General features: G+C 72.3%; 8 protein-coding genes. 3 read left to right on the plus strand and 5 right to left on the minus strand.

Annotation, left to right across the window (positions count from 1 at the left end; genetic code table 11):
- Positions 1-16: 16 nt before the first annotated feature.
- Together treS and ABTY15_RS04930 are read right to left on the minus strand one after the other, a co-directional pair.
- On the minus strand, positions 17-1,741 hold the full coding sequence (treS, locus tag ABTY15_RS04925) for a maltose alpha-D-glucosyltransferase (protein ID WP_350576078.1): 1,725 nt from the start codon (positions 1,739-1,741) through the stop codon (positions 17-19).
- Positions 1,738-3,693, minus strand: coding sequence for an alpha-1,4-glucan--maltose-1-phosphate maltosyltransferase (locus ABTY15_RS04930; protein WP_350576174.1), 1,956 nt, complete (start codon positions 3,691-3,693; stop codon positions 1,738-1,740). The genes treS and ABTY15_RS04930 overlap by 4 nt, the downstream gene beginning before the upstream one ends.
- Positions 3,694-4,726: 1,033 nt before the next feature.
- Between ABTY15_RS04930 and glgP the strand changes: the two genes are divergently transcribed.
- Entirely contained in the window at positions 4,727-7,474 is a 2,748-nt protein-coding gene (glgP, locus tag ABTY15_RS04935) for an alpha-glucan family phosphorylase (protein WP_350576081.1), read from the plus strand.
- A 22-nt stretch (positions 7,475-7,496) separates the two neighbouring features.
- Here the strand turns inward: glgP and ABTY15_RS04940 are convergent, their stop codons facing one another.
- Positions 7,497-9,344, minus strand: a complete 1,848-nt coding sequence (locus tag ABTY15_RS04940) for an ABC transporter ATP-binding protein (protein ID WP_350576084.1) — start codon at positions 9,342-9,344, stop codon at positions 7,497-7,499.
- Entirely contained in the window at positions 9,341-11,173 is a 1,833-nt protein-coding gene (locus tag ABTY15_RS04945) for an ABC transporter ATP-binding protein (RefSeq protein ID WP_350576087.1), read from the minus strand. Before ABTY15_RS04945 ends, ABTY15_RS04940 begins: the two co-directional genes overlap by 4 nt.
- 232 nt (positions 11,174-11,405) lie before the next feature.
- On the opposite strand from ABTY15_RS04945, the gene ABTY15_RS04950 reads away from it, so the two are divergent.
- Positions 11,406-12,821 (plus strand): family 2B encapsulin nanocompartment shell protein, encoded by a 1,416-nt coding sequence (locus ABTY15_RS04950; RefSeq protein ID WP_350576089.1) that lies wholly within the window; start codon positions 11,406-11,408, stop codon positions 12,819-12,821.
- A 55-nt stretch (positions 12,822-12,876) separates the two neighbouring features.
- Here ABTY15_RS04950 and glgX read toward each other — a convergent pair whose 3' ends face one another.
- Positions 12,877-15,096: a glycogen debranching protein GlgX gene (gene glgX / locus ABTY15_RS04955; protein WP_350576092.1), complete on the minus strand. Its 2,220-nt coding sequence runs from the start codon at positions 15,094-15,096 to the stop codon at positions 12,877-12,879.
- A 339-nt stretch (positions 15,097-15,435) separates the two neighbouring features.
- On the opposite strand from glgX, the gene ABTY15_RS04960 reads away from it, so the two are divergent.
- Positions 15,436-16,710: a L,D-transpeptidase gene (locus tag ABTY15_RS04960; protein ID WP_350576095.1), complete on the plus strand. Its 1,275-nt coding sequence runs from the start codon at positions 15,436-15,438 to the stop codon at positions 16,708-16,710.
- Positions 16,711-16,836 lie beyond the last annotated feature (126 nt).

Genomic DNA, 16,836 nt, shown 5'->3' on the forward strand with positions numbered 1-16,836 from the left:
CGGGTGCGGCGGATCGTTACTTCGGCCGCCTGGTCCCGCTCAGGCGCGGGGGCTGCCGGAGCTGGAACCAGTAGAAGCCGTGGCCGGCCAGGGTGAGCAGGTAGGGCCATTCACCGATCGACGGGAAGCGCACCCCGCCGATCAGCTCGACCGGGTACCGTCCGCCGTACCGCCGCAGGTCCAGTTCGGTCGGTTGCGCGAACCGCGAGAAGTTGTTCACGCACATGACCAGGTCCCCCTCGTGCTCGCGGACGAAGGCGAGCACCGCGGGGTTGCTGGAGGGCAGCTCGGTGTAGGTGCCGAGGCCGAAGGCCGGGTTGAGCTTGCGGATCTCGATCATGCGACGCGTCCAGTGCAGCAGCGAACTCGAACTGCTCTGCTGCGCCTCGACGTTGGTCACCTGATAGCCGTACACCGGGTCCATGATGGGCGGCAGACTGAGCCTGCCCGGGTCGGCGGAGGAGAAACCCGCGTTGCGGTCCGGGGTCCACTGCATGGGGGTGCGCACGCCGTCCCGGTCGCCCAGCCAGATGTTGTCGCCCATCCCGATCTCGTCCCCGTAGTAGAGCACCGGCGAGCCGGGCAGGGAGAGCAGCAGGGCGGTGAACAGCTCGATCTGATTGCGGTCGTTCTCCAGCAGCGGGGCGAGCCGGCGGCGGATGCCCACGTTGGCGCGCATCCGGGGGTCCTTGGCGTACTCCGCGTACATGTAGTCGCGCTCCTCGTCGGTGACCATCTCCAGGGTCAGCTCGTCGTGGTTGCGCAGGAAGATCCCCCACTGGCAGCCGCCGGGGATCTGCGGGGTCTTGGCGAGGATCTCCGACACCGGGTACCGGGACTCCCGCCGCACCGCCATGAAGATCCGCGGCATCACCGGGAAGTGGAACGCCATGTGGCACTCGTCGCCGCCCGCGGCGAAGTCGCCGAAGTAGTCGACGACGTCCTCGGGCCACTGGTTGGCCTCGGCGAGCAGCACGGTGTCGGGGTAGTCGGCGTCGATCTCCTTGCGGAGCCGCTGGAGGAACTCGTGGGTCTCCGGCAGGTTCTCGCAGTTGGTGCCCTCGCGGGCGAACAGGTACGGCACCGCGTCCAGCCGGAAGCCGTCGATGCCGAGGTCGAGCCAGAACCTCAGCCCGGCGATCATCTCGTCCTGGACCCGGGGGTTGTCGTAGTTGAGGTCCGGCTGGTGGGAGAAGAACCGGTGCCAGAAGTACTGCTTGCGCACCGGGTCGTAGGTCCAGTTGGAGGTCTCGGTGTCGACGAAGATGATCCGGGCGTCCGGGTACTGCTTGTCGTCGTCGGCCCACATGTAGAAGTCGCCGTACGGGCCGTCCGGGTCCTCCCGGGAGGCCTGGAACCACGGGTGCTGGTCGCTGGTGTGGTTCATGACGAAGTCGATGATCACGCGCATGCCGCGGGCGTGCGCGGCGTCGACGAACTCCATGAAGTCGGCGAGGTCGCCGAACTCCGGCAGCACCGACTTGTAGTCGGCCACGTCGTACCCGCCGTCGCGCAGCGGCGAGGCGAAGAACGGCGGGAGCCAGAGGCAGTCGACCCCGAGCCACTGCAGGTAGTCGAGCTTGGCCGTGAGCCCCTTGAGGTCCCCGACCCCGTCGCCGTTGCTGTCCTGGAAGGACCGCACCAGCACCTCGTAGAAGACCGCACGCTTGAACCACTCCGGGTCCAGGTTCTTCTTCGAGGTCTCGGGGAAGGTGTCGGGGACGGGCTCGTTCACTGTCACGCTGGGTTCCTCCGAACCGTGAGGAGGTGAGCCGGCTCGGCTGAGGGGTCGAGCCGGACGTAGTTGTGCCGGCCCCACGTGTAGACGGCGCCGGTGAGCTCGTCGTGCACCGCGTACGGGCCTTCGCCGTCGAGCGTGACGGTGGCCTCCTGGACGTGGTGCGGGTCGAGGTTGACCACGGTGACGACCTGGTCCGTGAGGCCCTCCGGGGTGGTCGCGGTCTTGGAGTAGGCGATCACCTGGTCGTTGTCGGTGGGGTGGAAGCGCAGGTCGCGCAGCTGCTGGAGGGCCGGGTGGCGCCGGCGCAGTCGGTTCAGGACGGTGAGCAGCGGGGCGAGGGTGTCGGTGCGGCCCCAGTCGCGCGGGCGCAGCTCGTACTTCTCCGAGTGCAGGTACTCCTCGGAGCCCGGGTGGGCCGGCTCGTCCTCGAACAGTTCGAACCCGGCGTAGACGCCGTAGCTGGGCGAGAGGGTGGCGGCGAGCACGGCGCGGACCGCGAACGCGGCGCGGCCGCCGTGCTGGAGGTAGGCGTGCAGGATGTCCGGGGTGTTGGCGAAGAAGTTGGGCCGCATGTAGGCGGCCGCGTCCCCGGTGAGTTCGGTCAGGTACTCGACGAGTTCGGATTTCGTGGTGCGCCAGGTGAAGTACGTGTACGACTGGTGGAAACCGATCTTTCCGAGGGTGTGCATCATCGCCGGGCGGGTGAACGCCTCCGCCAGGAACACGACATCCGGATCAGTGCGGGCGATGTCGCCGAGCACCTTCTCCCAGAACACCACCGGTTTGGTGTGCGGGTTGTCGACCCGGAAGATCCGCACGCCGTGGGACATCCAGAACCGGAGGATCCGGATGGTTTCCTTGACGATTCCGTCCATGTCCTGGTCGAAGTTGATCGGATAGATGTCCTGATACTTCTTCGGCGGGTTCTCGGCGTACGCGATGGTGCCGTCGGAGCGGTGGCTGAACCATTCCGGGTGCTTGTTGACCCACGGGTGGTCGGGGGAGCACTGCAGGGCGAAGTCCAGCGCCACCTCCAGGTGCAGCGCCTGGGCCTCGGCGACGAAGTGGTCGAAGTCCTCGATGGTGCCGAGGTCCGGGTGGACGGCGTCGTGGCCGCCCTCGGGGGAGCCGATCGCCCACGGTGAGCCGACGTCGTGCGGACCGGCCGTCAGGGTGTTGTCCGGGCCCTTGCGGAAGGCCCGCCCGACCGGGTGGACCGGCGGCAGGTACACCACGTCGAAGCCCATCGCGGCCACCGCCGGCAGCCGCTCGGCGGCGGTGCGCAGGGTGCCCGAGCGCGGCGGCTCGACCCCGGTCGGGTCCACCACGGCGCCCTCGGAGCGGGGGAAGAACTCGTACCAGGAGCCGTACAGCGCGCGCTCGCGGTCCACCTGGAGCGGCAGCGGGCGGGAGGCGCTGACCAGTTCGCGCAGCGGGTAGCGGTCGAGCAGCTCCAGCACCTCGGGGGCGAGCGCGGCGGCCAGCCGGGACAGCGGCGGCAGGCCCGGATCGCGCAGCGCGTCCACGGCGGCCAGCACGTGCGCGCGGCCGTCCTTCTTCGGCACCCCGCCCGCCGCCTGCTCCAGCAGCCGGGCGCCGTCCTCCAGGACGAGGGCGGTGTCGATCCCGGCGGGCAGCTTCACCGAGGCCGTCCGGCGCCAGGTGGCGACCGGGTCGCTCCAGGCCTCCACCAGGTACGACCAGCGGCCGGGCGCGGTCGGGGTGACGTACGCGCCCCAGCGGTCGCTGCCCTCGGCGAGTTCGCGCATCGGGGTCCACGGGCCGCTGCGGCCGCGCGGGTCGCGCAGCACCACGTTGGCGTTGACCGCGTCGTGGCCCTCGCGGAACACGGTCGCGGTGACCAGGAAGGTCTCGCCGACGACGGCCTTGGCCGGGCGGCGGCCGGCGTCGACGAGGGGGCTGACGTCCAGGACGGGGATGCGGCCGATCACGGTGTCGCTCTCTGTCGTCTTGCGGGCGGAGGGCTTGGCGGCAGGTTTGGCGGCGGACTTGCGGGCGGCCGCCTTGCGCGGTGCGGCGGCACCGGCCGACCCGGTGGCCGGCGTGGTGGCGGCGGCCTTCGCGGGGGCGGCGGGTGCGGTGCCGGCGGTGCGGCGCGTGGTGGTGGTGCGCCTGCGCGGTGCCGTGGTCCGGCTCTCCTCGGCCCCGGGTTGTCGGGCCGCCTCGGCCGGCTCGCCGCGGACCGCCCCGGCGGCCCGGGGCGCCGGCATCGCCGGATCTGTCCGAGTGTCAGAATCCATCCGTCCGGCGGATTCCGCGACCGCTGCGTCGAGGGTGTCGGCCACCGGTGTGGACTGGTCCCGCGTGTCGCCGTGCATGCCAAACTCCTGCCCGAGATCGGCGGCAACTCCCGCGGGCCGGGGGGCGGCCAGGGGAGTACCGGGAGGACTGCTGGGTGGGGAGGACGTGCGACCGGAAGCCTGCCCGCGCCGTCGTCCCCGGCAACCTGCCCGGCGCCCGCCCTGCCCGTGGCGGGGAGCCCCGGAGCCCGCGCGCGTCCCGGCGCACGCCTCCGGGGTCACGCCCCTGGGCGACCCGGTCCACCCGTGAACGAGCAGGCCGGTCGTGAGGACACGCGTCGGTGCGCGGTGAGCGCCGAACGGACTAAGGAAGATGAGGAACGATCAACGCGAAAAGGATTCGGACGTGCTGCTTCACGGGGGACGCCACCCGTCGCCGATCTCCCCGCAGCACCAACGACCGCGGTTCATCCTCGCATTGCCGCGGGGACTTTTGCAGCAGTACGACAGTAGTTTCGGTCTTTGTCGGGAGCGGACGGGCCGTCGGAAATGGATCTGTTCCACAGTGTTCACGCATTGGTAGCGCGTTCCCCCGAAAAGTGCGCCTCGTGCGCCCCCCGTGCAGACCAATGCGCCGAATGCGATCTCATCAATAGGCCGAACGGATGCCCAATAGCCCACTTGACGCACTGTCGGGACGGCCGTCGGGGCTACGCTTCACGCCGTGAAGGCAATCCGCAGATTCACCGTCCGCACCGTCCTGCCCGAACAACTCCAGCCGCTGCACGAGCTGGCCCTCAACCTGCGCTGGTCCTGGCACCCCGAGACCAGGGACCTCTTCCGGTCCGTGGACCCGGAGGTCTGGGCCGCGACCGGCGAGGACCCGGTGCGGCTGCTCGGGGAGGTCCCGGCCGCCCGGCTCGCCGCCCTCGCCGCCGACCGGCGGTTCCTGCGCAGACTCGGCGACCTCGCCGACGACCTGCGCGAATACCTCACCGGACCCCGCTGGTACCAGGCCCAGCAGCAGGACGGCGCCACCCCGCCGCCCGCCGCCGTGGCCTACTTCTCCCCCGAGTACGGCATCGCCGCCGCACTGCCCCAGTACTCCGGCGGCCTCGGCATCCTGGCCGGCGACCACCTCAAGGCGGCCAGCGACCTCGGCGTCCCGATCGTCGGCGTCGGCCTGTTCTACCGGCACGGCTACTTCCGGCAGTCCCTCGACCGGGGCGGCTGGCAGCAGGAGCGCTACCCGCTGCTCGATCCGGACGAACTCGCCGTCACGCTGCTCCGGGAGCTCGACGGCACCCCCACCCGGGTCGACCTCGCGCTGCCCGGCGGCCGCACCCTCGCCGCACACATCTGGAAGGCCCAGGTCGGGCGCGTCCCGCTGCTGCTCCTCGACTCCGACATCGAGGCCAACTCGCCCGCCGAACGCGACGTCACCGACCGGCTCTACGGCGGCGGCAGCGAACACCGGCTGCTCCAGGAGATGCTGCTCGGCATCGGCGGCGTCCGGGCCGTGCGCGCCTACTGCCGGCTCACCGGACACCCCGCCCCCGAGGTCTTCCACACCAACGAGGGCCACGCCGGCTTCCTCGGCGTCGAACGGATCCGCGAACTGGTCGCCGACGAGGCGGCCGGCCTCGACTTCGCCGCCGCCCTGGAGTCCGTCCGGGCCGGCACCCTCTTCACCACCCACACGCCCGTCCCGGCCGGCATCGACCGCTTCGACCGCGAGCTGGTCGCCCGCCACTTCAGCGGGGACGCCGCGCTGCCCGGCGTCCCGGTCGAACCGGTGCTCGCGCTCGGCGCCGAGACCTGGCCCGGCGGGGACCCGAAGCTCTTCAACATGGCCGCCATGGGCCTGCGGCTGGCCCAGCGCGCCAACGGGGTCTCCACCCTGCACGGCGAGGTCAGCCGCTCCATGTTCAACGGCCTCTGGCCCGGCTTCGACGCGGCCGAGGTGCCGATCACCTCGGTCACCAACGGCGTCCACGCCGCCACCTGGATCGATCCGGCGGTGGTCCGGCTCGGCGCCGCCGAGATCGGCGCCGACCGCGCCGAGTCCGCCATGACCACCGGCGACGCCAAGCGCTGGACGGGCCTGGAGCGGATCGGCAACACCGAGATCTGGGACCTCCGCCGCAGCCTGCGCGCCCAGCTGGTCGACGAGGCCCGCCGCCGGCTGCGCGCCTCCTGGCGCCAGCGCGGCGCCGGCGAGGCCGAACTCGGCTGGGTCTCCTCGGTGCTCGACCCCGACGTGCTCACCATCGGCTTCGCCCGGCGGGTCCCCTCGTACAAGCGGCTCACCCTGATGCTGCGCGACCCGGACCGGCTGCGCGCCCTGCTGCTGCACCCCACCCGGCCGGTGCAGATCGTGGTCGCCGGCAAGGCCCACCCGGCCGACGACGGCGGCAAGCGGCTGATCCAGCAGATGGTCGCCTTCGCCGACGACCCGGCGGTGCGGCACCGGATCGTCTTCCTGCCGGACTACGACATGGCGATGGCCCAGCACCTCTACCCGGGCTGCGACGTCTGGCTGAACAACCCGCTGCGGCCGCTGGAGGCCTGCGGCACCTCCGGGATGAAGGCCGCGCTCAACGGCTGCCTCAACCTGTCCGTCCTGGACGGCTGGTGGGACGAGTGGTACGACGGCCAGAACGGCTGGGCGATCCCGACGGCCGACGGGACCGGCGGAGCGCTCGACCCGGAGAGCAGCGAGGCCGAGCGGCGCGACGACATCGAGGCCGCCGCCCTCTACGACCTGATCGAGGAGCAGGTCGCGGCGCGCTTCTACGACCGGGGCGCGGACGGGCTGCCGCACCGCTGGATCGCGATGGTCCGGCACACCCTGGTCACCCTCGGGCCCAAGGTGCTCGCCGGGCGGATGGTCCGCGAGTACGTCGAACGGCTCTACACCCCGGCGGCGCTGGCCCAGCGGGAGCTGGCGGGCGGTGGGTACCCGCCGGCCGGAGCCGCAGGCCAGGCCGGTGCCGAACGCGTCGGCGCCGGGTCGGAGCGCCCGGAGGCGAGCGGGCGATTCACCGCCGCGCGGGAGCTGGCGGCGTGGAAGGCGAAGGTGCGGGAGGCCTGGCCGGCCGTGCGGGTCGAGCACGTCGAGGCGGACTGCCCGGACGAGGCGCAGGAGCTCGGCAGCTCGCTGGCACTGCGGGTGCAGGTGGCGCTCGGCACGCTGGAGCCTGGTGACGTCGAGGTGCAGGCGGTCTCCGGCCGGGTGGACGAGTCGGACGGCATCTCGGACGCCTGCCTGCTCGCCCTCAAGCCGGTCGGCGGGCCCGACCTGGACGGCCGGACCCGCTACGAGGGCTCGCTGGAGCTCTGCCGGACCGGCCCGTTCGGCTACACCGTCCGGGTCCTGCCGGCCCACCCGCTGCTGGCCTCCCCGGCCGAGCTCGGCCTGGTGGCTCAGCCCGTCGAGTCGGCCGGCATGGACACGGGGGTGCTGCGGTGATCCGCCCGCTCGCCCACAGGCCCTAGACCAGGCTGTCCCGCCAGGCCTGGTGGAGGGCGGCGAAGCGGCCGGAGCCGTCGATCAGCTCCTGCGGGGAGCCGTCCTCGACGATCCGGCCCTGGTCCATCACCAGGACGCGGTCGGCGATCTCCACGGTGGAGAGCCGGTGGGCGATGATCACGGCCGTCCGGCCGGCCAGGACGGTGCGCATCGCCCGCTGGACGGCCTGCTCGCCGGGGACGTCCAGCGAGCTGGTCGCCTCGTCGAGGATCAGCACCGCCGGGTCGGCCAGCAGGGCGCGGGCGAAGGCGACCAGCTGGCGCTGCCCGGCGGAGATCCGGCCGCCGCGCTTGCGCACGTCGGTGTCGAAGCCGTCCGGGAGCGCCGCGATGAACTCGTACGCGCCGATGTCCCGGGCGGCCTGCTCGACGTCCGCGCGGGTGGCGTCGGGGCGGCCGATCGCGATGTTCTCGGCGACGGTGCCGGAGAACAGGAAGGACTCCTGGGTCACCATCACCACCCCGCGCCGCAGGTCGGCGGTGGCGAGCTCGCGCAGGTCCACACCGTCCAGCCGGATCCGGCCGTCGGTCGGGTCGTAGAAGCGGGCCAGCAGCTTGGCCACCGTCGACTTGCCCGCGCCGGTCGCGCCGACCACCGCCACCGTCTGCCCGGCCGGGATCGCCAGGTCGAACGGCGGCAGCACCTCCTTGCCCGTTCGGTAGGTGAAGCGGGTGCCCTCGAAGACGACCTCCCGGCCCTTGCCGAGTGCCGCCGGGAGCGGCGTCGGCTCGGCCGGTTCGGCGACGGTCGGCTCGTGGGCGAGCAGGCCGGCGATCTTCTCCAGGGCGGCGGCGGCCGACTGGTAGCTGTTCAGGAACATCGCCAGCTGGTCGATCGGGTCGAACAGCCGGCGCAGGTAGAGCACGGCGGCGGTGAGCACGCCCAGCTCCAGCGAGCCGTCGGCGACCAGGTAGGCGCCCAGCAGCACCACGCCGGCGATCCAGGTGTTGGCGGTGGCGCGGGAGAGGCCGACGTAGCGGGCGATCTCCAGCAGGCCGTCGGCGGTCGCGGTGGCGGACTGCCGGTTGACCACGTCGAAGGCGGCGTCGTTGGCCTTCTCGCGGCGGAAGGCCTGCACCGGGCGGATGCCGTTCATGGTCTCGGTGAAGCGCACGATCAGCGAGGCGGCCGAGGTGCGGGAGCGCCGGTAGACCCGGCGGGAGCGGGTGCGGAAGGAGCGCGCGATCAGGGCCAGCGGCACGCCGGACACCAGGGAGGCCAGCCCGAGCCGCCAGTCCAGCACCAGCAGCAGCACCGAGATGTAGCAGACCGACAGGAACACCGTCAGGAGTTCCTGGAGCCCTTCGGAGAGCAGTTCGCGCAGCGCGTCCACGTCGCTGGTGGCGCGGGAGATGATCCGGCCCGAGGTGTAGCGCTCGTGGAAGTCCAGGCTGAGCCGCTGGGCGTGGCGGAAGATCCGGCCGCGCAGCTCCAGCAGGATGTCCTGGTTGACCCGGGCGCTGATCTTGATGAACCCCCACTGGAGCAGCGGGCTCAGCAGCGCGCAGCCCAGGTAGGCGGCGATCACCGCGATCAGCGGGCCGGCGTCGTGCTCGCGCAGCGCCGGGATGCCGCGGTCCATCACCACCGCGACCAGCAGCGGGCCGGACTGCAGGGCGGCCTGCTGGATCAGGATCACCACCATCGCGACGGTGATCCGGGCCCGGTGCGGGCCGAGCAGCGAGCGCAGCAGCTCCCGGGGCGCGCCGGGCGGGACGGGGATGTCCTCCTCGTCGACCGGGGGCGGCGGCAGCTCCTCCTCGGCGGTGTCCGGCAGCGCGGGGTCGGCGGGTTCGACCGTGGTGGTCATCGGGTGGCCCCTCCTTTCGATACCAGGGGCCCCTCGGGGGCGGGGGCGGCGGGGGCGGCCTCGCCCGACATCAGTTCGCGGTAGCGCGCCGAGTCGCGCAGCAGTTCCTGGTGGGTGCCGACGGCCTCGATCCGGCCGTCGGCGAGGACGGCGACCCGGTCGGCGAGCAGCACGGTGCTGGGGCGGTGCGCGACGACCAGGGCGGTGGTCGAGCCGAGGACCTCGCGCAGTGCCCGTTCGACCAGGGCCTCGGTGTGCACGTCGAGGGCGGAGAGCGGGTCGTCCAGGACCAGGAAGGCCGGGTCGCCGACCACCGCGCGGGCCAGCGCGAGGCGCTGGCGCTGGCCGCCGGAGAGGCTGAGGCCCTGTTCGCCGACCTGGGTGTCGACGCCGTCCGGCAGCTTGTCGACGAAGCCGGCCTGGGCGGTGGCCAGCGCGGCGTGCAGCCGGTCGTCGCCCGCGCCCGGGGCGCCCATCAGGACGTTCTCCCGGACAGTGGCGGAGAACAGGGTGGGCTCCTCGAAGGCGACGGCGACGAGTTGCCGCAGCCGCTCCCGGGGCAGGTCGCGGATGTCCCGGCCGTCCAGGGTGATGGTGCCGCCGGTGGCCTCGTACAGGCGGGGGAGCAGCGCGGTGAGCGTGGTCTTGCCGCTGCCGGTGGCGCCGACCAGGGCCATCGTCTCGCCGCTGCGGATGTGCAGGTCGATGCCGGTCAGCAGGTCGGGGGTGCCGTCGGGGGCGTCGGGGTAGCGGAAGCGCACGCCGGTGAAGCGGATGCCGTCGCGGACGGCGCCGAGCTCGGTGGCGGTGCCCGGGTCCGCCGGTTCGGGCTCGTCGAGGACCTCGAAGAAGCGGTCGGTGGCGGTGGCGGCCTCATTGGCGTAGGCGAGCAGCCAGCCCAGCGACTCGACCGGCCAGCGCAGCGCGAGGGCGGTGGAGAGGAAGGCGACCAGGGTGCCGGCGCTCAGCTCGTCGTGCGCGACCAGGTAGGCGCCGACGGCGATGGCGCAGCCGAGGGCGAGCTCGGGCAGGCCGATGATGACCGCCCAGAGGTTGGCGAGCAGGCCGGCCTTGTGCAGCTCGGTGCGGCGCAGCCGGTGCGACTGGGCGCGGAAGCGTTCGGCCATCGAGCGGTGCCGGCCGAAGGCCTTGAGGATGCGGATGCCGAGGACGGACTCCTCGACCACGGTGGCGAGGTCGCCGTTCTGGTCCTGGGCGAGGCGGGAGGCGCCGGAGTAGCCGCCTTCGAAGCGCCGGGTGAGCAGGAACAGCGGCACGGTGGGCAGCAGGGTGATCAGGGCGAGCCGCCAGTCCTGGGTGAACATCACCGCGGTGCCGGCCAGGAACATCGCCGAGTTGACGATCAGGAAGACCAGCGGGAAGGCCAGGAACAGCCGCATGGTGTACATGTCGGCGGTGGCCCGGGAGAGCAACTGCCCGGAGCCCCACCGGTCGTGGAAGGAGACCGGCAGCCGCTGGAGCTTGCCGAAGAGGTCCCCGCGCATGGCCGTCTCCAGCCGGGCCAGTGGGCGGGCCAGCACGATCCGGCGGGTGTAGAACAGTGCGGCCTCGATCAGGCCGAGCAGCAGCAACAGGCCCACCAGCGGTCGGAGTCCGGCGAGGTCGGGCCGGGTGAGCGGGCCGTCGACGATCCGGCCGAGGACGACCGGGACGCCGAGCACGCTCATCATGGCGAGCAGTGCGGCGGACACCGAGACGGCCAACTGGCGTCGCACGGCACGGGCGTAGGGCCACAGGCGCAGCAGGGAGCGGACCGTGGAGTGCCGGCTCCCGGTCGCCTGGTCGTCGTTTTGTCGGTTCTCGGCCATCGTCGTGAGGGTAGGACGGCGCCGCGTCATTTCTCATCAGGTTTTTCGCCCCTGTCAGGGCCTCCGGCGAGAACCGGCCACCCGGACGGGTGGGGCGCGCGGGACGGATGGGGCGTGCGGGGCCGCCCGTACGGGCCGGAGTACGCCGCGCGCCTCTTGCGCACGCCCCGTGACCTTCCGATGACATCTCGTGACGGATGGTCATCGCTTGTTGAACGACGGGAGAGGCGCAATGACGGTTGAGACCGAGCCCGGACCGGGCTCCGCCACGGTGCTGGTACGGGCCCAGCTGAGCCTCAGTACGGTCGCGGCACGGAACCTGGCGACCACGACCAAGTCCAGGCCGCAGATGCAGGAGATCAGCTCGCGCTGGCTGCTGAAGACGCTGCCCTGGGTGCAGGTCAGCGCCGGCACCTACCGGGTCAACCGCCGCCTGCGGTACGCCACCGGGCGCGGCCGGGTGGGCTTCGTCCAGACCGGTACCTCGGTCGGCGTGATCGCCCCCTCGCTGCGCGAGGTGCCGGCGCTGCGCGGGTTCGAGGACGACGCGGTGCTGGAGGAGCTGGCCCGGCGGTTCGTGCAGCGGGGCTTCGCCCCGGGGGACGTGCTGGTCCAGGAGGGCGCGCCGATCGAGGAGGTGTTCCTGGTCGCGCACGGCAAGGTCGACCGGATCGGCACCGGCAAGTACGGCGAGCAGACGGTGGTCGGCACCCTCGCCGACGGCGACCACATCGGGGACGAGGCGCTGACGCGGGCCGACGGGCGCTGGCCGTACACGGTGCGGGCCGCCACCGCGGGCGTCGCGATGGCACTGGCCTGGCCGGCTTTCCAGGAGCTGGCCGACCGCTCCCCGGCGCTGCGCGAGCACCTGGTCCGCCACCTCGCCGACTCCGACCGGGCGCAGAACGCGCTCGGCGAGGCGGAGATCGACATGTCGGCCGGCCACCGCGGCGAGTTCGGGCTGCCCGGCGCCTTCGTGGACTACGAACTCAGCCCGCGCGAGTACGAGCTGAGCGTCGCGCAGACCGTGCTGAAGGTCCACACCCGGGTCGCCGACCTGTACAGCAAGCCGATGAACCAGACCGAGCAGCAGCTACGGCTGACCATCGAGGCGCTGCGCGAGCGCCAGGAGCACGAACTGGTCAACAACCCGGAGTTCGGCCTGCTCGGCAACACCGCCTTCGACCAGCGGATCCAGACCCACGCCGGCCCGCCCACCCCGGACGACCTGGACGAGCTGCTGAGCATGCGCCGCGACACCGACTTCCTGTTCGCCCACCCGCGGGCGATCGCCGCCTTCGGGCGGGAGTGCAACCGGCGCGGCCTCTACCCCGGCAGCGTCGACCTGGGCGGCCACCACCTGCCCGCCTGGCGCGGCGTCCCGCTGCTGCCCTGCGGGAAGATCCCGGTGGTCGGCGGGCACACCAGCTCGATCATCGCGATGCGGGTCGGCGAGGACAACCAGGGGGTGATCGGCCTGCACCAGATCGGCATCCCGGACGAGGTCGAGCCCGGCCTCAACGTGCGGTTCATGGGCATCGACGAGAAGGCGATCGCCTCCTACCTGGTGAGCGCCTACTACTCGGCGGCGGTGCTGGTGCCGGATGCGATCGGGGTGCTGGAGAACGTCGAGGTCGGCCACCGCTGACGGCCGCCTCCTTCCGGCCTCCTCCGGCAGGTCTCCCTCTTTCCGGCCTCCCCGGTCAGGCCTCCGGGGCGGGTGCCCGCAGCAGGTGCAGCGAGCGCCCGCCCAGCACCACCGCACCGCGCGGGTACGGCTCGCCGGTGCCCGCGGCCGCGGTGTCGGCCACCGTCTCGTACGCGGCCTCCGGGGCCGCCCAGGGTTCGCCGGGCAGGGTGAAGACCACCGGGTCCGGGCCGGCGTTGAGCAGCAGCAGGAAGCTGTCGTCCCGCGAGGGGCGCCCGGCCTCGTCCCGTTCGGACATCGCGGTGCCGGACAGCAGCATGCCGAGGCAGGCGGTCGGGGCGAACCAGTCGGCCTCGGTCATCTCCTTGCCGAGCGGGGTGAACCAGGCCAGGTCGGGCTGGCCGCCGGGGGTGGCGGCCCGGCCGGAGAAGAACGCCCGCTGGCGCAGCACCGGGTGGGCGCGGCGCAGCCGGACCAGGGTGGCGGTCAGCTCGAACAGCCCCTGCCAGTCGGGCTCGTCGAGCAGCGACCAGTCCAGCCAGCCGACCTCGTTGTCCTGGCAGTAGGCGTTGTTGTTGCCGCCCTGGGTGCGGCCGAACTCGTCCCCGGCGGTGATCATCGGGACGCCGGCCGAGAGCAGCAGGGTGGCCATCAGGTTGCGCAGTTGGCGCAGCCGCAGGGCGTTCACCTCCGGGTCGGCGGTCTCGCCCTCGGCGCCGTGGTTCCAGGAGCGGTTGTCGTCGGTGCCGTCCCGGTTGGCCTCGCCGTTGGCCTCGTTGTGCTTGCGGTCGTAGCTGACCAGGTCCCGCAGGGTGAAACCGTCGTGCGCGGTCACGAAGTTGACCGAGGCGTACGGGCGGCGGCCGCCGCGCTGGTAGAGGTCGGAGGAGCCGGTCAGCCGGTAGCCGAGCTCGCGGACGTCCGGGCGGGCCCCGCGCCAGAAGTCCCGGACGGTGTCGCGGTAGCGGTCGTTCCACTCGGCCCACAGCGGCGGGAAGCCGCCGACCTGGTAGCCGCCCGGGCCGACGTCCCAGGGCTCGGCGATCAGCTTCACCCGGCTGAGCAGCGGGTCCTGGGAGACCGCGGCGAGGAAGGGGTGGTCCATGTCGACGCCGTCGCCGCCGCCGGAGCCGCCGCGGGCCAGGGCGGCGGCGAGGTCGAAGCGGAAGCCGTCCACGCCCATCTCGGTCACCCAGTACCGCAGCGAGTCGGTGATCAGCCGGATCACCTGCGGGCGGCGGGTGTCCAGGGTGTTGCCGCAGCCGGTGTAGTCGGCGTAGCCGCGCGGGCGGTGCGGGGCGAGCCGGTAGTAGGCGGCGTTGTCGATGCCGCGCAGCGAGAGCGTCGGGCCGAGCTCGGCGGCCTCCGCGGTGTGGTTGAAGACCACGTCGAGGATCACCTCGATCCCGGCGGCGTGCAGGGCGCGGACCATCCGCTTGAACTCGCCGACCTGGCCGCCGCGCGAGCCGGCGGCGGAGTAGCCGGCGTGCGGGGCGAAGTAGCCGATCGTGTTGTAGCCCCAGTAGTTGACCAGCCCGCGCGCCTGGAGGTGGTCCTCGTCGGCGAACTGGTGCACCGGCAGCAGTTCGACGGCCGTCACGCCGAGCCGGGTCAGGTGGGCGACGGCGGCGGGGTGGGCCAGGCCCGCGTAGGTGCCGCGCAGACCGGGCGGGACGTCCGGGTGGCGCATGGTGAAGCCGCGCACGTGCAGTTCGTACAGCACGGTCTCGGCCCACGGGGTCTTCGGGCGGTGGTCGTCGTACCAGTCGTCGTCGTCGTGGACGACCACCGATCTGGGCACGTACCGGGCGGAGTCCCGGTTGTCCCGGACGGTGTCGGCGACGTCCCGCTCCGGCCAGTTGCGGACGGCGGCGCAGACGGAGTCGTGCGCGGTGTAACCGCCGTCGACGGCGCGGGCGTACGGGTCGAGCAGCAGCTTGGCCGGGTTCCAGCGGGCACCGGTCCACGGGTCCCAGCGGCCGTGCACGCGGAAGCCGTAGCGGGTGCCGGGGCCGACGCCGGGCAGGAAGCCGTGCCAGATCTGGAAGTCCTGCTCGGTGAGGCGGTGCCGGCTCTCCCGGCCTTCGTCGTCGAAGAGACAGAGGTCGACCGCCTCGGCGCCGGCCGCCCAGAGCGCGAAGTTGGTGCCGCGGGGACCGTGTTGGCCGGTGCGGTAGCGCGCGCCGAGCGGCTGCCAGCTGCCGGGCCACGGTGGCTCGGCGGCCGCTCCGCCGGGCGGCCGCACACCGGCTTCCAGCTCCTGCCCTGACGCCATGGCCGTACCCTCCCTGGCGGGGTGTCCCGGACCCCGTGCAGTTCCTCATTCCCGGATTGCGCAGATCGGAAGCGGCTGAACGGCGGCTTACCGGCGGATGGCGGCCGGGGGAGCGGATTCGGCCGTACCCGGCGGGATGATCTTGTGCCGGATGATCTTGTGGGGGAACCTTCACGGCCGGTTCGCCCCCGCTCCACCCACCTCCCCCCAAGATTCACTCAGACGGCCCAGTTATCCTGCTCCGCGGCGCCGACCCTTGGCGCGAAAGATCTGCGTCCGGTGCAACTCATGGGGGCACTCAACGCGTCAAGAGAGTGGACACCGGGAGGGGAGAGACCGTTGAAGACGGGTAAGGCGGCCGGCGCCGCGATACGTACCACCAGCCGCACGATGGGCCGGGGTGCGGTCGCGCTGGCCATGGGCGGAGTGCTGCTGCTCACCGCGGCCTGCAATGACGACAAGGCCGGCGGCTCGGGCGGTGGCGGCGACAACGCCGCCCCGGTGGCCACGGCGGGCGCGGACGGGACCGGGACGGCCGCTCCGGCCCCCACCTCGGCCGCGCCGAAGACCTCGGCCGCGGTCCTGGCCGTCGAGCCCAAGGACGGCGCCCAGGACGTCGCGCCGAACAACGCGCTGAAGGTGGGCGTCACCAACGGCAAGCTCACTGCGGTCGAGGTGACCGACAAGAACGGCAAGCCGGTCGAGGGCGCGATCACCCCGGACGGCAGCGGCTGGAAGCCCGCCGCGGCGCTCGCCGTCGGCATGGCGTACAAGGTGAACGCGCAGGCCAAGGACGCCGAGGGCCTGGTGGCCGCGTCCACCACCTCGTTCACCACGCTGACCCCGGACAAGAAGGTCTCCACCAACGACAACATCGCCGACGGCGCCACCTACGGCGTCGGCATGATCGTCTCGGTGGACTTCAGCCGCTCGATCAAGAACAAGGACGCCGTCCTCAAGGGCATCACCGTCGAGGCCAACAACGGCACCGAGGTCAAGGGCCACTGGTTCGGCGACAACCGGCTGGACTTCCGTCCGGCCGACTACTGGAAGCCGGGCACCAAGGTCGTCATCAAGTACCGGCTGAAGAACGTCGAGGTCTCCCCGGGCGTCTACGGCGACGTGGACAAGGACGAGCCGTTCACCATCGGCCGCTCCCAGGTCTCCACCGCGGACGCCAAGACGCACCAGATGACGGTCGTCCGGGACGGCAAGAGCACCACCGTGCCGGTCACCCTGGGCGCGGACGCGACGCCGTCCTGGGGCGGCACCATGGTGATCATGTCCAAGGAGAAGGTCACCCGGATGAACTCGCAGACCGTCGGTCTCGGCGGCGAGTACGACATCCAGGACGTCCCGCACGCGATGCGGCTGACCACCTCGGGCACCTTCGTCCACGGCAACTACTGGGCGGACCCGTTCGGCAAGACCAACGCCAGCCACGGCTGCGTCTCGATGGCCGACGAGAAGGGCGGCAGCGACTCCTCGGTCGCGGGCAAGTTCTTCAACGACTCGATCGTCGGCGACGTGGTCAAGATCGTGAACTCGAAGGAGAAGACCGTCTCGCCCTCCAACGGGCTGGGCGGCTGGAACGTCTCCTGGGCGAACTGGTAGACCCTGCCCACCCGGTGGCTCAGGTAGTCCCGGTTCGTCAGCGCAGTGCCGGCGAGCGGCCCGAACCTCACCCGTTGGGGTCGGGCCGCTCCCGTTTCCGGGCATGACGCCCCCCGAACGGCGCAA

The sequence above is a fragment of the Kitasatospora sp. NPDC097643 genome (assembly GCF_040302625.1).
Classification (GTDB): domain Bacteria; phylum Actinomycetota; class Actinomycetes; order Streptomycetales; family Streptomycetaceae; genus Kitasatospora.